Source organism: Streptomyces sp. NBC_01314, from assembly GCF_041435215.1.
Taxonomy (GTDB): Bacteria; Actinomycetota; Actinomycetes; order Streptomycetales; family Streptomycetaceae; genus Streptomyces.
Map to the genome: position 1 here is coordinate 8,407,400 of NZ_CP108394.1, position 17,069 is coordinate 8,424,468.

The window sequence follows — 17,069 nt, forward strand, 5'->3', positions numbered from 1 at the left end:
CGTCGCGCTCCGTAGAGCCCCGGCCGCCTTCAGGGTGGCCGGGGTTCTCCGTCGGGGCGTACGGCGAGGCCTGCTCAGATCCCCAGCTGCTTCGTCGCGTGCAGCTTGGCGATCGCCTCCTTGTCGCCGTCCAGTTCGACGTCGGCGACCTGCTGGCGGCCGTAGAGGAACAGGAGCAGCTCGGAGGGCTCGCCGGAGACGGTGACGACGGGGGCGCCGCGGTGGGCCACCGCCGTCTGGCCGTCGAGGCGGCGCAGGACCAGGCCGGTGGGGGAGCCGCGGCCCATGAGGCGGGCGGTGCGCTCCAGGCGGGACCAGAGGGCGTCCTGGAAGACGTGGTCGAGCTCGCGCGGGGACCACTCGGGCCGGGCGCGGCGGATGTCCTCGGTGTGGACGTAGAACTCGATCGTGTTCGACGCCTCGTCGATCTGCTTGAGGGAGAAGGGCGAGAAACGCGGCGGACCGGTGCGGACGAGCTGGATCAGCTCCTCGTAGGGCTTCGCGGCGAACTCCGCCATCACCCGGTCCAGGCGCGACGCGAGCTGTTTGATGAGTATCCCCCCGGCGGCGTCGGGGCGGCGCTCGCGCACGACCACGTGCGCGGCCAGATCACGGGTCGTCCAGCCCTCGCACAGGGTGGGGGCCTCAGGGCCCGCGGTCTCCAACAGGTCGGCGAAGAGAAGCCGTTCACGCTTGGCATGGGTCGACATGGCAGCCAGCCTACGACCGGGCCACCGCTCCGCCCAGCGCAGGTCCGGCCGACGCGTGGCGACGGCTGCCCGGCCGGGGTGCCGTTCGTACGACAAGAGGGTCCGGCCTGTGGACAACGGACCGGGCCGGCCGGCGCGGCGCGGCACAATGGCACGCATGACCAGCACGCCGTCCTCCAGCAGCCCCCGTAGCCCCGGAGCCCCCTCCGGCCCCGGCACTCCCAGCGCGCTGGACCCCCAGATCGCCGCGCGCCTCAGGCGCAGCGCCGACGGGCTCCTGCCCGCCATCGCCCAGCAGTACGACACCGGTGAGGTGCTCATGCTCGGCTGGATGGACGACGAGGCCCTGCACCGCACGATCACCACCGGCCGCTGCACGTACTGGTCGCGCAGCCGCCGCGAGTACTGGGTGAAGGGCGACACCTCCGGCCACTTCCAGTGGGTGAAGTCCGTCGCCCTGGACTGCGACGCCGACACCGTCCTCGTCAAGGTCGACCAGGTCGGCGCCGCCTGCCACACCGGTGCCCGCACCTGCTTCGACGAGGACGTCCTCAAGGCCGTCGAGGGCGGCGCCGATTCCGACGTACCGTCACTGGATCAGTAAGGTCAGCCGCCATGGACCTCGAGACGTTCCGCAAGCTGGCCGGTGACCGCCGTGTCATCCCCGTCAGCCGCAAGCTCCTCGCCGACGGCGACACCCCGGTCGCGCTCTACCGCAAGCTCGCCGCCGAGCGCCCAGGCACCTTCCTGCTGGAGTCCGCGGAGAACGGCCGCTCGTGGTCCCGCTACTCCTTCGTGGGCGTCCGCAGCCACGCCACCCTCACCGCCCGCGACGGCCAGGCACACTGGCTCGGCACCCCGCCCGTCGGTGTCCCCCTGGACGGCGACCCCCTGGCCGCCCTGCGCGCCACCATCGAGGCGCTCCACACCCCCCACCAGGAGGGCATGCCCCCCTTCACCGGCGGCATGGTCGGCTACCTCGGCTACGACATCGTGCGCCGCCTGGAGAAGATCGGCCCCGGCGAGCGGGACGACCTTCGGCTGCCGGAGCTGACCATGCTGCTGACGAGCGACCTGGCGGTCATGGACCACTGGGAGGGCTCGGTCCTGCTGATCGCCAACGCCATCAACCACAACGACCTGGACACGGGCATCGACGAGGCCCACGCCGACGCCGTCGCCCGCCTCGACGCCATGCAGGCCGATCTCGCCCGGCCCGTCGCCCAGCCCCCGGCGGCCCTGCCGCCCTCGGAGCTGCCCGAGTACACCGCGCTGTGGGGCGGCCCCGACTTCCAGGAGGCCGTCGAGGACATCAAGGAGCGCATCCGGGCCGGCGAGGCCTTCCAGGTCGTCCCCTCCCAGCGCTTCGAAACGCCGTGCACGGCAAGCGCCTTGGACGTCTACCGCGTCCTCCGGGCGACCAACCCGTCCCCGTACATGTACCTGTTCCGCTTCGACGGCTTCGACGTCGTCGGTTCCTCCCCCGAGGCCCTGGTCAAGGTCGAGGACGGGCACGCCATGGTCCACCCCATCGCCGGCACCCGGCACCGGGGGGCGACCCCGCAGGAGGACCAGGCCCTCGCCGACGAGCTGCTCGCCGATCCCAAGGAGCGCGCCGAGCACCTGATGCTCGTCGACCTGGGCCGCAACGACCTGGGCCGCGTCTGCGAACCGGGCTCGGTCGAGGTCGTCGACTTCATGTCCGTCGAGCGGTACTCGCACGTGATGCACATCGTGTCCACCGTCACCGGCCGGGTCGCGGCGGGCCGTACGGCCTTCGACGTCCTCACCGCGTGCTTCCCCGCCGGCACCCTCTCCGGCGCCCCGAAGCCGCGTGCCATGCAGATCATCGACGAGCTGGAGCCGTCCCGTCGGGGCCTGTACGGCGGCTGCGTCGGCTATCTCGACTTCGCGGGCGACTCCGACACGGCCATCGCCATCCGCACGGCACTGCTGCGTGACGGCACGGCATACGTCCAGGCCGGCGCCGGAATCGTCGCCGACTCCGACCCCCTCGCCGAGGACACCGAGTGCCGCAACAAGGCGGCGGCGGTCCTGCGCGCGGTGCACACGGCCAACCGGCTCGGACAATAGGGCGCTTCTCACGTCAGCCCCGGGTGACAACCCACCCGGGGGGCAGGCGATAGTGGGGTACGTGACCGCAGTACCTCACGTACCTCACCCCCGATCCGAACCCGCGTCCGTCCGCGCCGGCCGGCGCAGCCTCGGCCTGGCGCTGCTCAGCGGTGCCCTCGGCGCGGCCGTCGCGCTGCTCGCCAGCCGCCAGCGCTGGTCGGAGGGCACCATCTCGGTGGCCGGCGGCGCCTTCCCGCTGACCGCCCAGGGCAGCGACGTCACGGGCGTGCCCGCGGCCCTCGCCGTCGTGGGCCTCGCCGCGCTCGTCGCCGTCTTCGCCGTCCGCCGGTCCGGGCGCGTCCTGGTCGCCGCCCTGCTCGCCCTCTCCGGGGCGGGTACGGTGGCCGCCGCGCTGCTCGGCGCGTACGACAGTTCGGCGCTCGACGACAAAGCGGCCGAGGCCTCCGGCGACACCGCCGCGACCGTCGGCGCGCTCAGCCACACCGGCTGGCCGTACGTCGCGGCCGCCGGTGGCGCGCTGATCCTGCTCGCCGGGCTGCTCGCGCTCCGCTACGGAGGGCTGTGGCCCGCGATGTCCGGCCGCTACGAACGCGACGGCACCCCCCGGCCCCGCAAGGCCGAGCCGGTCGACCCCGACCGGCCCGAGGACATGTGGAAGGCCCTGGACCGGGGCGAGGACCCGACGGGACCCGACCCGGCCTAGACCGCACGGACGGCACGACCCCCGGAACGCCGGAGTGGACACCCCCGCTCAAGGCACTCGTACTCGTACGGGACAATGGACGACGAGCGTCCGACTCAGCACAGGCATCGAGCGACACGCATCGAGCACCGCGCAATGAACAACGAGGAGCAAGTCATGGCGGGCAGCAGCCACGGTCACACCCCGGCCGCCTGGACCGGCGTCACCATCGCCTTCATCGGTTTCTGCGTCTCGGGCGCCTACATGGTGATGGCCCAGCCGCTGGGATTCTGGGCCGGCATGGTCATCACCGTCCTCGGCGGCGTCGTCGGCATGGTCATGCGCGCCATGGGCATGGGCCAGCCGAAGGACGCGCACGCCGTGTACGAGAACGCGGCGGTACGCACCCGGCCGGCGACGACCCCGGAGCCGGCCGGCGCCAAGAGCTGACGTCCGTGTGAGAGGCGGTTCCGCGACCGCGGAGCCGTCCCTCGGGCGCGCGTACGGCCCGCGCGGGGCAGAATGCGGTGTGTGAACGCCGAGACTCAGCCGACCGCGCCGCCGTCGCGTGCCGAAACGGCCGATGCGACCGCCGCGACCAGCGGCCCCGGTCGTGACCTGGGGCGCACGTCACGCGCGCTCCGGGTGCCCGCCGGGGTGCTCGTGGCCGTGGGCGGGGCCTTCGCGTACGTCGCGACCGTGGACCCCAACGAACCCGGCCACTACCCCGTGTGCCCGCTGTGGCGCTTCACCGGTCTCTACTGCCCCGGCTGCGGCGGTCTGCGCAGCGCCCACGCCTTCGCGCACGGGGACGTCGCGACCGCCCTCACCGACAACGCGCTGGCCGTGGCGGGCTTCGTGGGCTTCGCGGTGCTGTGGACCGTCTGGGTGGTCCATGCGGCGCGCGGGCGATCCCTGCGCCTCCGGCTCGGACCCGTACAGATGTGGTCGCTCGGCGTGTTGGCGCTGGTCTTCACGGTTGTCCGGAACCTGCCCTTCGGCGGCTGGCTCCATCCTTGATCAAACGGTGAACGTCCAGGTAGTGGGACCGTCGTCAACCGGATGTGAGGCCCACGCCCTCCTCCGGATACCATCACAATGAACTGCCAGAACTCTGGGAACCGCTCGACTGTCAATACATGACCGTCAAAGGTTGTCACCGATTTCCACCGTCTGAAAGGGGGCCGCTCGCGTGAGTGTGCTCGACGAGATCATCGACGGAGTCCGTGCCGACCTCGCGGAGCGGCAGGCGCGCGTCAGCCTCGACGAGCTCAAGGAGCGCGCGGCGAAGGCTCCGGCGGCCAAGGACGGCGCTGCCGCGCTCCGCGGCGACAGCGTCAAGGTGATCTGCGAAGTCAAGCGGTCCAGCCCCTCCAAGGGCGCGCTCGCCGCGATCGCCGACCCGGCCGCTCTCGCGGCCGACTACGAGGCGGGTGGCGCGGCGATCATCTCCGTCCTCACCGAACAGCGCCGCTTCGGCGGCTCGCTGGCCGACCTGGAGGCGGTCCGCGCTCGCGTGGACATCCCCGTCCTGCGCAAGGACTTCATCGTCACCTCGTACCAGCTGTGGGAGGCGCGGGCGTACGGCGCCGATGTCGTCCTGCTGATCGTCGCGGCCCTCGACCAGCCGGCGCTGGAGTCGCTGATCGAGCGTGCCGAGTCCATCGGGCTCACCCCGCTCGTCGAGGTCCACGACGAGGACGAGGTCGAACGCGCGGTCGACGCCGGTGCCCGGGTGATCGGGGTCAACGCGCGCAACCTCAAGACCCTCGAGGTCGACCGCACCACCTTCGAGCGGGTCGCCCCCGAGATCCCCGACTCCGTCATCAAGATCGCCGAGTCCGGTGTCCGGGGCCCGCACGACCTCATCGCCTACGCCAACGCCGGCGCCGACGCGGTCCTCGTGGGCGAGTCCCTCGTCACCGGCAAGGACCCCAGGACCGCCGTCGCCGACCTCGTCGCCGCGGGCGAGCACCCGGCGCTGCGGCACGGGCGGGGCTGACCCGACCATGACCGACCGCGCCTTCGCCGCCGACCGGCCGGGGTTCGCCCCCGCCGGGGCGTCGGGGTGCGCGGAGGCGGCCATGTCGACCGTATCGGCCGAGGCCACCCACATGGGTGATCCGGGGCCGGTAGGCTGTACCCCGATGTTCTCGATCTCCATGACGACCAAGGACCCCTACGCCCGCCTCGCACGCGGGTGCCGTCCCCGTGGCTGCCGGGCGCCCGCCCGCCGGGTCCACGGGCGCCGGGTCCGGTACGTCATCGGCGACGAGCCGGGCCAGGTGAACGGCATGCGATGGCCCCGGACGCGTCACCTGCGATGAGCTGAGCCGCGCCACGCGCACGGCGACGTGCCGTTGTCGGACCCCCGTGCGGGGGCTCCGGTCGTACGGCACCGCCGGTACGCCGTACGGGCGTGCGCCGTCGCGGCGGAATCACTGCCACCGGAGCGAGGTCCGACGACCGTTCGCGACGGTGAGCCCCGACTGCGGCTCTCAGCGCGGCGTGTACGCGATCACGGTGAACCCATCGTCCGACCAACCCGGGGCTGTGCCCCTGCGAGGTAACCGCATGTCCAGTGAGTTCTTCATTCCCGACCCCGAGGGTCAGGTTCCCAGCGCCGAAGGCTACTTCGGCGCGTTCGGCGGCAAGTTCATCCCGGAGGCGCTGGTCGCCGCCGTGGACGAGGTCGCCGTGGAGTACGACAAGGCGAAGCACGACCCCGAGTTCGCGCGTGAGCTCGACGATCTGCTCGTGCACTACACGGGGCGGCCCAGTTCGCTCACCGAGGTGCCGAGGTTCGCCGAGCACGCCGGTGGCGCGCGGGTCTTCCTCAAGCGCGAGGACCTGAACCACACCGGTTCGCACAAGATCAACAACGTGCTCGGGCAGGCCCTGCTCACCCGGCGCATGGGCAAGACGCGGGTCATCGCCGAGACGGGCGCGGGCCAGCACGGCGTCGCCACCGCCACGGCCTGCGCGCTCTTCGGCCTCGACTGCACGATCTACATGGGCGAGATCGACACCCAGCGGCAGGCCCTGAACGTCGCCCGCATGCGGATGCTGGGCGCCGAGGTCGTCGCCGTGAAGTCCGGTTCCCGGACCCTCAAGGACGCCATCAACGAGGCGTTCCGGGACTGGGTCGCCAACGTCGACCGCACGCACTACCTGTTCGGGACCGTGGCCGGGCCCCACCCCTTCCCCGCCATGGTCCGCGACTTCCACCGGGTGATCGGGGTCGAGGCACGGCGGCAGATCCTCGAACGCGCCGGACGGCTGCCCGACGCCGCCGTCGCCTGCGTGGGCGGCGGGTCCAACGCCATCGGGCTCTTCCACGCCTTCATCCCGGACGCCGACGTACGCCTCATCGGCTGCGAACCCGCGGGTCACGGCATCGAGACCGGTGAGCACGCGGCCACGCTGACCGCCGGCGAACCCGGCATCCTGCACGGCTCGCGCTCCTACGTCCTGCAGGACGAGGAAGGGCAGATCACCGAGCCGTACTCGATCTCCGCGGGCCTCGACTACCCGGGCATCGGCCCCGAGCACGCCTACCTCAAGGACAGCGGCCGCGGCGAGTACCGCGCGGTCACCGACGACGCGGCCATGCAGGCGCTGCGTCTGCTGTCGCGCACCGAGGGCATCATCCCGGCGATCGAGAGCGCCCACGCGCTCGCCGGCGCCCTGGAGGTCGGCAGGGAGCTGGGCAAGGACGGGCTGATCATCGTCAACCTGTCCGGGCGCGGCGACAAGGACATGGACACGGCCGCGCGCTACTTCGACCTGTACGAAACCGGTGCCGACGCCGAGGTCGCCGCCGACGCGGCCGATCTCGCCGAGATCGAGGGGGACGCCAAGTGAGCGGCAACATCCAGCTGTTGAGTGACACCCTCGCCGCCGCCAAGGCGGAGGGGCGGGCCGCGCTCATCGCCTATCTGCCGGCCGGGTTCCCGACCGTCGACGGCGGTATCGCCGCCATCAAGGCGGTCTTCGAGGGCGGCGCCGACGTCGTCGAGGTCGGGCTGCCGCACAGCGACCCGGTCCTCGACGGTCCCGTCATCCAGACCGCCGACGACATCGCCCTGCGCGGTGGCGTCAAGATCGCGGACGTGATGCGCACGGTGCGGGAGGCCTACGAGGCCACGGGGAAGCCCGTCCTCGTCATGACGTACTGGAACCCCATCGACCGCTACGGCGTCGAGCGCTTCACGGCCGAGCTCGCGGAGGCGGGCGGCGCGGGCTGCATCCTGCCCGACCTGCCCGTCCAGGAGTCGGCGCTGTGGAGGGAGCACGCGGAGAAGCACGGTCTCGGCACCGTCTTCGTGGTCGCGCCCAGCAGCAGGGACGCCCGCCTCGCCGAGATCACCGCGGCGGGCAGCGGCTTCGTCTACGCCGCCTCGCTGATGGGTGTCACGGGAACCCGGAAGTCGGTGGGCGCGCAGGCCCAGGACCTGGTGGAGCGAACCCGGGCCACGGGGTCCGGCCTGCCGGTCTGCGTGGGCCTCGGTGTCTCCGACGCCGAGCAGGCCGCCGAGGTCGCCGGGTTCGCCGACGGCGTGATCGTCGGCTCCGCGTTCGTGAAGCGGATGCTGGACGCCCCCGACGAGGCGGCCGGCCTGGACGCCGTACGGGAACTCGCGGGCGAGCTCGCGAAGGGCGTACGCCGGGGCGTGTGATCGGGCGTGCGACCCGGCGCGCCAAGGGGGCTCGTGACGTTCACCCGTTTGTCGTACGGGAATCGCTGGACGTAACGGGCAATACGCTCACTCGAACGGGTGGAAGTGGGGCCGGGGAGGCGCTGTGCGCCTCCCCGGTTCGTTCTGCGGGATGTGAGCGAGAAGAACCGTGAGGGAAAGCGCACCGCCCGTGAACGGCTGGCGGAGGAGCGCGAGAAGCAGAAGGCCGCCGAGAAGCGCCGTCGGGTACTGATCGTGGGCGCCTCGGTGCTGTGCGTGCTGGGCCTGGCCGCAGTGATCGGCGTCGTGGCGGCGAACGCGGGCAAGGACGACGACGCCGACACCGCGGGCCCGGTCGTGGCGCCCTCGGGGGCCAACGGCGAGGACAGCCTCGCGATCCCCGTGGGGGACGCCGGCGCGAAGTCGACCCTCTCGGTGTGGGAGGACTTCCGCTGCCCGGCCTGCAAGTCCTTCGAGGACGCCTACCGTTCGACGATCCACGAGCTGACCGAGGCCGGGAAGCTCAAGGTCGAGTACCACCTCGCCACCCTGATCGACGGGAACATGGGCGGCAGCGGCTCCCGCAAGGCCGCCAACGCCGCCGCGTGCGCGCAGAACGAGGGCAGGTTCCCGGCGTACCACGACGTGCTCTACCAGAACCAGCCCGCCGAGACGAGCGACGACTTCGCCAGTGAGGCCAAGCTCCTCGACCTGGCGAAGAAGGTGGACGGGCTGGACACCGCCGCCTTCCGCACCTGCGTCGAGGACGGCCCGCACGACAGCTGGGTCGCCAAGTCGAACGAGGCCTTCCAGAAGGGCGGCTTCTCCGGCACCCCGAGTGTCTTCCTCAACGGCACCAACATCTACGCGGACCAGTCCATGACCCCCGCCAAGCTGAAGCAGATGGTGGAGGCGAAGGCCCAGGGGTGAGTCGCGTGTGAGCCGAGGGGCTGCAGGGGGCCGTGGGGCGTCAAGGCGGTAGGGGTACGGCGTTATGGACCCGTTGCCGGGCTGCCTGCCGTCGGCCGGGCCCGGCAGGGTAGCGTCGACCCTGCCATGGAACTTGCCTACATTCCCAGCCCGTCGCGCGGGGTGCTGTACCTCGGTCCCGTCCCGCTGCGCGGCTACGCCTTCTGCATCATCATCGGGGTCTTCGTAGCCGTCTGGCTCGGCAACAAACGCTGGGTCGCGCGGGGCGGACGGGCCGGTACGGTCGCCGACATCTCGGTCTGGGCCGTGCCCTTCGGCCTGGTCGGCGGACGGCTCTACCACGTGATCACGGACTACGAGCTGTACTTCAGCGAGGGCCGTGACTGGGTGGACGCCTTCAAGGTCTGGGAGGGCGGGCTCGGTATCTGGGGCGCGATCGCCCTCGGCGCGGTGGGCGCGTGGATCGGCTGCCGGCGGCGTGGCATCCCGCTGCCCGCGTGGGCCGACGCCGTCGCACCCGGTATCGCCCTCGCACAGGCGATCGGGCGGTGGGGCAACTGGTTCAACCAGGAGCTGTACGGCAAGAAGACGGATCTGCCGTGGGCCGTCGAGATCACGTCCTCCACGGACGGGCGGCTGCCGGGCACGTACCACCCGACCTTCCTCTACGAGTCGCTGTGGTGCGTCGGTGTCGCGTTCCTCGTCATCTGGGCGGACCGTCGCTTCAAGCTCGGGCACGGGCGGGCGTTCGCGCTGTACGTCGCCTCGTACTGCGTGGGGCGGTTCTGGATCGAGTACATGCGGGTCGACGAGGCCCACCACATCCTCGGGCTGCGCCTCAACAACTGGACCGCGCTGTTCGTCTTCATCCTCGCCGTGATCTACATCGTCCTGTCGGCCCGGAAGCGGCCTGGGCGGGAAGAGGTCGTCGAGCCGGCTGACTCCGACGAGGGCGCTGCCGCTGGGGACCTGGAGAAGGGCGCGCAGGAGGAGGACGAGGGCTCGGAGTCGGCGGAGCCCTCGGGTGAGGCCGATGCGAAGGAAGAGAAGAAGGCGGATGCCGCCCCCGACTCCGGGGGCGAGAAGAAGGCCGAGTCCGCCGAGAAGAGCTGACGTATCGCTCCGGTTGCTGTGATCCGCCGCTCGGCGTCGGATGTTCCCCACCCACCCGCCCCATTCAGGGCGGGTGGGTCTTTGAGTTTGGGGGCGGATGGAGAGACGGGCGGGTCGGGTCGGGGTGACTGAGGTCGTGGGGCGGGTGCGGGTTCGGTGGGGCTTCTCGCGCAGTTCCCCGCGCCCCTGAAAGACCAGGACCTGCGGGCCTGGAGACGACGGCCCTGCGTGCCGCCGAAGAAGGCAAGGGGCGCAGCTGCTGCATGAGGGAGGGGCGGCGGGGGTGGATCAGTGTCTGGTGGGGCGGCTGGCCAGGGTCAGGGTTCTGTGGGCGGCGGCCACTACCGCCGGGTCGATGAAGCGGCCGTCAGGGAGGGCCTGGGCGCCGGGCGTGGTGGTCGCCGCCTTGAGGGTTTCCTCGGCTGATTCCACTTCCTGCGGGGTCGGGGCATAGGCGCGTTCGATCACCGGGAGTTGGCGGGGGTGGATGGCGGCGCGGCCCAGGAAGCCGAGGGTGCGGCCGTGGGCGGAGGAGGTGGCCAGGCCGTCGAGGTCCTTCGTGTCCGGGTAGATCGACTGGGCCGGCGAGGGGAGCCCTGCCGCGCGTGCGGCGACGATCACTCGGGAACGGGACCAGTCGAGGGCCGGATCGTGCTGGACGGCCAGGTCGGCGCGGAGGTCCGCCTCACCGAGCGCGATGCCGCGGAGGGCGGGATGGGCCGTGGCGATGTCGTAGGCACGTTCCACCCCCAGGGCCGATTCGAGGAGGGCGTACAGAGGGATCGCTCCGCCTTCGGCGGGGGCGGTTCTTTCCGCGACGGCGGCGACGTCCGAAGGGGATGTGATCTTCGGGAGGCGGAGGGCCGCCAGGCCGGGAAGGGGGGAGAGGGTCTTGAGGTCCTGTTCGGCTTCCGGGGTGGTCAGGGCGTTCACGCGGACGTGGACCGGGACGGGGGGCGGGGCCGAGAGGAGTTCGGCTGTGGCCGCGCGGGCGTAGGCCTTGCGGTCGGGGGCCACCGCGTCCTCCAGGTCCACGATCACCACGTCCGCGCCGGACGCCAGGGCCTTGGTGACCACCTCCGGGCGGTCGCCGGGGACGTACAGCCAGGTCAGGGGGACAGGTGTCGGCCATGAGGTCACAGGGCGCCCTCCTGGCGGAGGGTCTCGATGTCCGGTTCCGACAGGCCCAGTTCGGTGAGGACCGAGTCCGTGTCGGCGCCGTGGGCGCGGCCCGCCCAGCGGATCGCGCCGGGGGTGGCGGAGAGGCGGAAGAGGACGTTCTGCATGCGCAGGGGGCCGAGGTCGGGGTCGTCGATGGTGGTGATGGTGTCCAGGGCCCGGTACTGGGGGTCGGTCATCACCTCTCTGATGTCCTGGATGGGGGCCACCGCCGCCTCCGCCTTCTCGAACACCTCGATGACCTCTTCGCGGGTGTGGCGGGCGATCCACGCGCCGACCGCCTCGTCCAGGACGTCCGCGTGGCGGGCCCGTTCCGCCCCCGAACCGAACCAGGGCTCGTCGATCAGTTCGGGGCGGCCGACCAGGCGCATCACCCGTTCCGCGATCGACTGGGCCGAGGTGGAGACGGCCACCCAGGAGCCGTCCGCCGTGCGATAGGTGTTGCGGGGCGCGTTGTTGGCGGAGCGGTTGCCGGTACGGGGCTGGACGTGGCCGAGCTGGTCGTACCAGAGGGGTTGGGCGCCGAGGACGGTGAGGATCGGCTCGATGATCGCCATGTCGACCGTCTGCCCCTCGCCGGTCCGGTCACGCGCGGCGAGAGCGGTCATCACCGCGTACGCCGTCGCCAGGCCCGCGATCGAGTCGGCGAGGCCGAAGGGGGGCAGGACCGGTGGGGCGTCCGGCTCGCCGGTGATCGCGGCGAAGCCGCTCATCGCCTCGGCGAGCGTGCCGAAGCCGGGGCGGTGCGCGTACGGGCCGAACTGGCCGAAGCCGGTGACGCGGGCCAGGACAAGACCTGGGTTCGCCGCCGACAGCTCCTTCCAGCCCAGGCCCCATTTCTCCAGGGTGCCGGGGCGGAAGTTCTCGATGATCACGTCGGCGGTGGCGGCGAGGCGGAGGAGGGTGTCCCGGCCGCCGGGGGTGGAGAGGTTCAGCGTCACTGTGCGCTTGTTGCGGCCCAGCAGTTTCCACCACAGGCCCACGCCGTCCTTCGACGGGCCGTGGCCGCGGGACGGGTCCGGCTTCGTGGGGTGTTCGACCTTGATGACCTCCGCGCCGAAGTCGCCGAGCATCGTGGCGGCGAGGGGGCCGGCGAAGAGGGTGGCGAGGTCGAGGACGCGGAGGTGGGAGAGCGGGGGGTCGTACGCCTGGGTCATGGGTGGGGGGTCTCCCGGAGGGTGAGGTGGGCCAGGGTGTCGAAGCCGACGCCGTTGAAGTCGGCGATCGAGGTGGCCAGGCGGTTCTTGAGAGGGGCCGTCCAGCGGTCGGGGAGCGCGTCCGGGGAGCCGGTCAGGAGGCCGGCGATGCTGCCCGCCGTCGCGCCGTTGGAGTCGGTGTCCCAACCGCCCGACACCGCACGGCAGATGGAGGCCGTGAAGTCGCCGTCCGCGTGGGCGAGGGCGGCGGTGAGCAGGGCCGTGTTGGGGATGGCGTGGACCCAGTGGTGGTCGGCGTAGGTGGCGTGGAGTTCGTCGACGACCGTGTCGAAGTCGCGCTGGGCGGTGGCGAGTCGGAGAGCGTGGTCGATCCCTCTTGCCAGGCGGGAGTTCGGGGGGACGACCTTGAGGCCGGTGCGCAGGCAGTGGTGGATGTCGTGGGTGCCGGTGGCCGCGTCCGCGATGGCGGCCGCGATGAACATCGCCGCGTAGACGCCGTTCGCGGTGTGGGTGAGGGCGGCGTCGCGGTGGGCCTGTTCCGCTGCGGCCGCCGGGTCGCCGGGGTTGGTCCAGCCGTGGACGTCGGCCCGGATCAGGGCGCCGATCCATTCACGGAACGGGTTGCGGTGGCGGGCCGTGTGGGGTGGGTCGATGCCGGTGAGGAGGTTGCGGTAGGCGATGCGTTCGGCGGTGAAGGTGCGGCCCGCGGGGAGTTCGTCGAGCCAGAGCCGTGCCACGTCCGTGGTGGTGAAGTCGCGGCCGTAACGGGTGAGTAGGAGGAGGTTGAGGAGGGGGTAGTTGAGGTCGTCGTCCTCGGGCATGCCGTCGATGTTCTCGGCGAGGGAGGTGGGGGCCGAGCGTCGGTTCCAGGGGTGGGTGGCGAGGAGTTCCGGGGGGACACCACGGGCGGTGAACCAGGTGGTGAGGGGCCAGTTGCCGGTTGCCCGGGCGAGTTGGCGGATCGCGGGGAGGGGGAGCTTCTCGACGGGTTTGCCGAGGAGGCAGCCGACGGCGCGGCCCAGCCAGGCGGCTTCGAGGCGCGGTGTGTATGCGGCCGGGGTGGGGAGGGTGTCGCGCGCCTGCGCTTGCAGGGTGCCGCCTGCGCCCACCCGTGCCGCCCCGGCGGCACGACTGCCCGCAGGCTGAGCGGGGTGGGTGGGGTGGCCGGGACGGGTCGGCCCAGCCGGACCGGTGGGCTCGGCCGGGCGCATCGGCCAATTCGGGCACAACGCCTTGATCCTGCTCAGCTCGGTCGGCTCGTGTTCCGCCAAGCTGCTGGGTAGGTCTGCCAGTTCGTCCAGCAGGTCCTCGGCGAGTTGGCGCAAGTAGCGGGACGTCCGGTGCGGGGATGCGCCGACGCGGGGCGGGGCCGGGGGGCCGCCCGCTCCTCGCCAGCGGGCGGCGACGGCCGACGGCTCGCGACCGTCCTGGACCGCCTGGTGGAGTTCGTGGCCCAGGAGGTCTTCCGGTTGGACCCACGTGAGGCGGAGGGGGGTCACCGCAGGGGGGCCAGGGTGGTGAAGGCGGCCTCGTGGGCGCGTCGGCGGTGTACGTCCTGGGCGTGAATCTGGAGGGTGACCGCAGTCAGGGCCGTGGCGGGGGCGTGCAGGTCCAGGCGGCTGGCCTCCGCCACCGTCTTGGCCCAGTCGGACGGGATCTCCGAGCCCAGTGCTCCCGCCAGCGCTCCCGACATCGTGGCGATCGAGTCGCAGTCGCGGCCGTAGTTCACCGAACCCAGCACCGCGTGGCGGTAGTCGCCGCGGGCCACGAGCAACATGCCCAGGGCGATGGGGAGTTCCTCGATCGCATGGATGCGGGAGGGGCGGCGGGCGCCGAGCGAGGGAGCGCGGTAGTCGGGGCCGACCGTGTCGAACGGGGCCACCGCCTCGCGGAGCGGTCGTAGCGCCGACTCGAAGTCCGTGTGGTGGCGGGCCACCTCGCACACGGCCTCGATCGCCGCGCGGGTGCCGTCCTTCGCCAGGGCGAGGCACGCCTCGATCACCGACTCCGCGGTCGCGCCCGGCGCGCACGCCGCCGCGACCCCGGCCGCGAACACGCCGGCCGCCTCCCTGCCGTACGACGACTGGTGGGCGCCCGCGATGTCGAGGGCCTCGGCGTACGCGCCGGGCGGGTCGGCGGCGTTGACCAGGCCGACGGGGGCCATGTACATCGCGGCGCCGCAGTTGACGATGTTGCCGGTGCCGGCCTCGCGGGGGTCGATGTGGCCGTAGTGGAGGCGGGCCACCAGCCACTTCTCGGCGAGGAAGACCCGCTGGAGGGGGAGGGCCTCCGCCTCCAGTTCGGGGATCCAGCGCGGGGTCGTCATCATGTCCGGCACCAGGTGCTCGGCGATGGCGTACGCGTCCAGGTGGTCGCGTACGTGGTCGTACACCCGGACCAGCGCGTGGGTCATCAAGGTGTCGTCGGTGACGTGGCCGTCGCCCTTGTGGTACGGCGCGATGGGGCGGGCGGTGCGCCACTCGTCACCGTTCCAGGGGCCGACGATGCCGTGGACGCGGCCGCCGTGGCGTTCGACGATCTGCTCCGGGGTGTAGCCCTCGACCGGGCCGCCGAGGGCGTCGCCGACGGCGGCGCCGACCAGGGCACCGGTGATGCGCTCTTCGAGGGTGACTGCGGTGGGGGGGTCGTTTGAGGGCGTCATGCCCGAATCATCCTCCTGGGGTGGCGAGTTCCGTGGCTGCGAGAAGTTCGGCGAGGTGTACGAGATCGGTGCCGGTGAGGCGGGGGAGTGCGCAGCCGGAGAGGGTGCGGCAGGCGCCCCGCCAGGCGTCGGGGATGGCGGCCGCGCCGCCGAGCGCGCCGGTCAGGGCGCCGGCGAGGGCGGGGGCGGAGTCGGCTACGCGGGAGAGGCAGGCGGCGGCGGGGACGGCCTCGGCGATCCGGCCCTCGGCGGCGGTGGCCAGGGCGAGGGCCACGGGGACGGTCTCTGCGGCGGCGATGCCGTAGCTGTAGACGTGGTCGACGATCTGGTGCTCCAGGAGCGGGACCAGGGCGAATGTTCCTTCATTTTTGTGGCGGTGGGCGAGGTCCAGGGCGTGACGGGCGTTGCGGCCGATCTCTGTTTCGGCGGGGAGTTCGGCCAGGGCCGCTGCCGTGCAGTCGTTGACGTCGGCGCCGACGAGCGCCAGCGCGAGCGCGGCGGCCATCGCGCGTGCGCCGTGCACGCCGTCGCCGTCCTGGGTGTAGCGGGCGTCGAACTCGGCGAGATCGGCGGCGCGTCGGGGGTCGCCCGGGTGGGCCACGGCGAGCACGCAGGCGCGTACGCAGGCCGCGTCGTCGAAGTAGTGCGGGTTGTCGTGGCCGGTGGCGGGTGGGCGGAGGCCGGTGGCGAGGTTGCCGAGCCCGGCGCGTACGGAGATGCGGGCGCGCAGGGGGAGTACGGCGGACTCGACCTCGGGGGCGCGTTCGGCGGCGGCGGCGATCTCGCTGGCCACGGCGTTCCAGGAGAGGTCGATCGAGGCGCGGGTGCGGCGTTCCAGGCTGAGGTCGCCGAGGGCGGCCGCGTCGCCGGCGCGGAGGAGGGCCTCTGCGGCGAACGCCGCCCATTCCGCGTCGTCGGAGGGGCCGAGGCGCAGGGGCTCGGGGGGTTGGTTGAGGGCGATGGGGACCGGGAGGGTGGTGGTGGCGTTCTGCTCGGCGAAGGTGTCCAGTTCGCGGGTCAGGCGGCGGGTCCACTCCGGCATACGGGCGGCTCGGTGGCGGGCGGCGGGCCAGCCGGCGGCGTCGCCTGCGGCCAGGCCCAACAGGAGGCCCTCGATACGGTGGCCCTCCGGGGGGTGCGCCGCAACGGCCTCGGCCTCGGCTTCGCCTTCGCTCGGCCTGCTCCCACCCGCACCACCCGTGCGACTTTCGTCGTCGGGTGCGGGTGGCCCCGGCGGGGCGACCTCACCGTCGGCGACCGCGGGTTCGGGGATGATCGGCTTCACCGGGATCGGGGGCGCGGTGTCGGTCGGCTGCGCCACGACCACGGGATTGGCGTCGGTCGGCTGCGCCACGACCACGCGTTCGGGTTCGGTCGGCTGCGCCGCGACCCCGGGGTCGGGATCGGTCGGCTTTGCCGTGACCTCGGGTTCAGGGCTGATCGACGTCGCCACGGCCGTGCGCTCGGCAATGATCGGCTTCGCCGCGGCAGCGAGGCCGGTCCCGCCTGGGGTGTTCGCCGCTGCGCACGAGGTGGGCGCCGTGTGGGGTGTGGTGTCGTTGTTCGGCCCGGGTGTCGCCGCATGTCCGGTCTCGTTGGACGCTGCCGGTGTTGCCGTACGCGTCGTCGCGTCGCCTGGTCCGGGTGTGGCCGTGTGTGTTGTGGCGTTGCCCGGTCCGGGTGTTGCTGTACGCGTGGTCCCGTCGCCTGGTCCGGGTGTGGCCGTACGCGTCGTCCCCTCGTCCGGTCCGGGTGTTGCCGTGAGTGTCGTCGCGTCGCCCGGTCCGGGGGGCGTCGTGCGGGTTGTCTCGTCGTAGGGCGTTGGTGTCGCGGTGGAGGGGGATCCGTCCCACGGTGGTG

General features: G+C 72.4%; 17 protein-coding genes. 11 read left to right on the plus strand and 6 right to left on the minus strand.

What is annotated here, in order from left to right; genetic code table 11:
• Window positions 1-74: 74 nt before the first annotated feature.
• Window positions 75-710: a TIGR03085 family metal-binding protein gene (locus OG622_RS36910; protein ID WP_371580966.1), complete on the minus strand. Its 636-nt coding sequence runs from the start codon at window positions 708-710 to the stop codon at window positions 75-77.
• 157 nt (window positions 711-867) lie between these two features.
• Here OG622_RS36910 and hisI point away from each other — a divergent pair, with 157 nt between their 5' ends.
• The 11 genes from hisI to lgt all read left to right on the plus strand — a co-directional run bounded on the left by hisI (window position 868) and on the right by lgt (window position 10,211).
• Window positions 868-1,314: a phosphoribosyl-AMP cyclohydrolase gene (gene hisI, locus OG622_RS36915; protein ID WP_371580967.1), complete on the plus strand. Its 447-nt coding sequence runs from the start codon at window positions 868-870 to the stop codon at window positions 1,312-1,314.
• Window positions 1,315-1,325: 11 nt separating this feature from the next.
• On the plus strand, window positions 1,326-2,804 hold the full coding sequence (locus tag OG622_RS36920) for an anthranilate synthase component I (RefSeq protein WP_371580968.1): 1,479 nt from the start codon (window positions 1,326-1,328) through the stop codon (window positions 2,802-2,804).
• 52 nt (window positions 2,805-2,856) lie between these two features.
• Window positions 2,857-3,510: a TIGR02234 family membrane protein gene (locus tag OG622_RS36925; RefSeq protein WP_371580969.1), complete on the plus strand. Its 654-nt coding sequence runs from the start codon at window positions 2,857-2,859 to the stop codon at window positions 3,508-3,510.
• Window positions 3,511-3,666: 156 nt separating this feature from the next.
• Complete coding sequence (locus OG622_RS36930) at window positions 3,667-3,939, plus strand: HGxxPAAW family protein (RefSeq protein WP_371580970.1); 273 nt, start codon at window positions 3,667-3,669, stop codon at window positions 3,937-3,939.
• A gap of 72 nt (window positions 3,940-4,011) precedes the next feature.
• On the plus strand, window positions 4,012-4,509 hold the full coding sequence (locus OG622_RS36935; protein ID WP_371580971.1) for a DUF2752 domain-containing protein: 498 nt from the start codon (window positions 4,012-4,014) through the stop codon (window positions 4,507-4,509).
• A gap of 172 nt (window positions 4,510-4,681) precedes the next feature.
• On the plus strand, window positions 4,682-5,491 hold the full coding sequence (trpC, locus tag OG622_RS36940) for an indole-3-glycerol phosphate synthase TrpC (protein WP_371580972.1): 810 nt from the start codon (window positions 4,682-4,684) through the stop codon (window positions 5,489-5,491).
• A 145-nt stretch (window positions 5,492-5,636) separates the two neighbouring features.
• Complete coding sequence (gene trpM / locus OG622_RS36945) at window positions 5,637-5,816, plus strand: tryptophan biosynthesis modulator TrpM (RefSeq protein WP_371584338.1); 180 nt, start codon at window positions 5,637-5,639, stop codon at window positions 5,814-5,816.
• 247 nt (window positions 5,817-6,063) lie between these two features.
• On the plus strand, window positions 6,064-7,353 hold the full coding sequence (gene trpB, locus OG622_RS36950) for a tryptophan synthase subunit beta (RefSeq protein ID WP_371580973.1): 1,290 nt from the start codon (window positions 6,064-6,066) through the stop codon (window positions 7,351-7,353).
• On the plus strand, window positions 7,350-8,168 hold the full coding sequence (gene trpA, locus OG622_RS36955) for a tryptophan synthase subunit alpha (RefSeq protein ID WP_371580974.1): 819 nt from the start codon (window positions 7,350-7,352) through the stop codon (window positions 8,166-8,168). The genes trpB and trpA overlap by 4 nt, the downstream gene beginning before the upstream one ends.
• A gap of 153 nt (window positions 8,169-8,321) precedes the next feature.
• Window positions 8,322-9,098 (plus strand): DsbA family protein, encoded by a 777-nt coding sequence (locus OG622_RS36960; RefSeq protein WP_371580975.1) that lies wholly within the window; start codon window positions 8,322-8,324, stop codon window positions 9,096-9,098.
• A gap of 126 nt (window positions 9,099-9,224) precedes the next feature.
• The gene (gene lgt / locus OG622_RS36965) at window positions 9,225-10,211 is read left to right on the plus strand and encodes a prolipoprotein diacylglyceryl transferase (protein ID WP_371580976.1); all 987 of its coding nucleotides are present in this window, start codon (window positions 9,225-9,227) and stop codon (window positions 10,209-10,211) included.
• A 288-nt stretch (window positions 10,212-10,499) separates the two neighbouring features.
• Here lgt and OG622_RS36970 read toward each other — a convergent pair whose 3' ends face one another.
• Genes OG622_RS36970 through OG622_RS36990 form a run of 5 tightly spaced genes read right to left on the minus strand, consistent with a single transcriptional unit; the run spans window position 10,500 to window position 16,530 of the window.
• On the minus strand, window positions 10,500-11,351 hold the full coding sequence (locus tag OG622_RS36970) for a CoA ester lyase (RefSeq protein ID WP_371580977.1): 852 nt from the start codon (window positions 11,349-11,351) through the stop codon (window positions 10,500-10,502).
• A complete protein-coding gene (locus tag OG622_RS36975; RefSeq protein ID WP_371580978.1) occupies window positions 11,348-12,547 on the minus strand; it encodes a CaiB/BaiF CoA transferase family protein in 1,200 nt (399 codons plus the stop codon). Before OG622_RS36975 ends, OG622_RS36970 begins: the two co-directional genes overlap by 4 nt.
• On the minus strand, window positions 12,544-14,046 hold the full coding sequence (locus OG622_RS36980; protein ID WP_371580979.1) for an ADP-ribosylglycohydrolase family protein: 1,503 nt from the start codon (window positions 14,044-14,046) through the stop codon (window positions 12,544-12,546). Before OG622_RS36980 ends, OG622_RS36975 begins: the two co-directional genes overlap by 4 nt.
• Window positions 14,043-15,209 (minus strand): ADP-ribosylglycohydrolase family protein, encoded by a 1,167-nt coding sequence (locus OG622_RS36985; protein ID WP_371580980.1) that lies wholly within the window; start codon window positions 15,207-15,209, stop codon window positions 14,043-14,045. Before OG622_RS36985 ends, OG622_RS36980 begins: the two co-directional genes overlap by 4 nt.
• 7 nt (window positions 15,210-15,216) lie before the next feature.
• Complete coding sequence (locus OG622_RS36990; RefSeq protein ID WP_371584339.1) at window positions 15,217-16,530, minus strand: ADP-ribosylglycohydrolase family protein; 1,314 nt, start codon at window positions 16,528-16,530, stop codon at window positions 15,217-15,219.
• Window positions 16,531-17,069: the final 539 nt, after the last annotated feature.

What these genes read in the sequence shown, in the direction of transcription:
- OG622_RS36935 (WP_371580971.1), top strand. Translation starts at nt 4,012, where the DNA reads ATGCGGTGTGTGAACGCCGAGACTCAGCCGACCGCGCCGCCGTCGCGT.
- OG622_RS36975 (WP_371580978.1), bottom strand. Translation starts at nt 12,547, where the DNA reads ATGACCCAGGCGTACGACCCCCCGCTCTCCCACCTCCGCGTCCTCGAC.
- lgt (WP_371580976.1), top strand. Translation starts at nt 9,225, where the DNA reads ATGGAACTTGCCTACATTCCCAGCCCGTCGCGCGGGGTGCTGTACCTC.
- OG622_RS36930 (WP_371580970.1), top strand. Translation starts at nt 3,667, where the DNA reads ATGGCGGGCAGCAGCCACGGTCACACCCCGGCCGCCTGGACCGGCGTC.
- OG622_RS36920 (WP_371580968.1), top strand. Translation starts at nt 1,326, where the DNA reads ATGGACCTCGAGACGTTCCGCAAGCTGGCCGGTGACCGCCGTGTCATC.
- trpM (WP_371584338.1), top strand. Translation starts at nt 5,637, where the DNA reads ATGTTCTCGATCTCCATGACGACCAAGGACCCCTACGCCCGCCTCGCA.
- OG622_RS36910 (WP_371580966.1), bottom strand. Translation starts at nt 710, where the DNA reads ATGTCGACCCATGCCAAGCGTGAACGGCTTCTCTTCGCCGACCTGTTG.
- trpB (WP_371580973.1), top strand. Translation starts at nt 6,064, where the DNA reads ATGTCCAGTGAGTTCTTCATTCCCGACCCCGAGGGTCAGGTTCCCAGC.
- hisI (WP_371580967.1), top strand. Translation starts at nt 868, where the DNA reads ATGACCAGCACGCCGTCCTCCAGCAGCCCCCGTAGCCCCGGAGCCCCC.
- OG622_RS36985 (WP_371580980.1), bottom strand. Translation starts at nt 15,209, where the DNA reads ATGACGCCCTCAAACGACCCCCCCACCGCAGTCACCCTCGAAGAGCGC.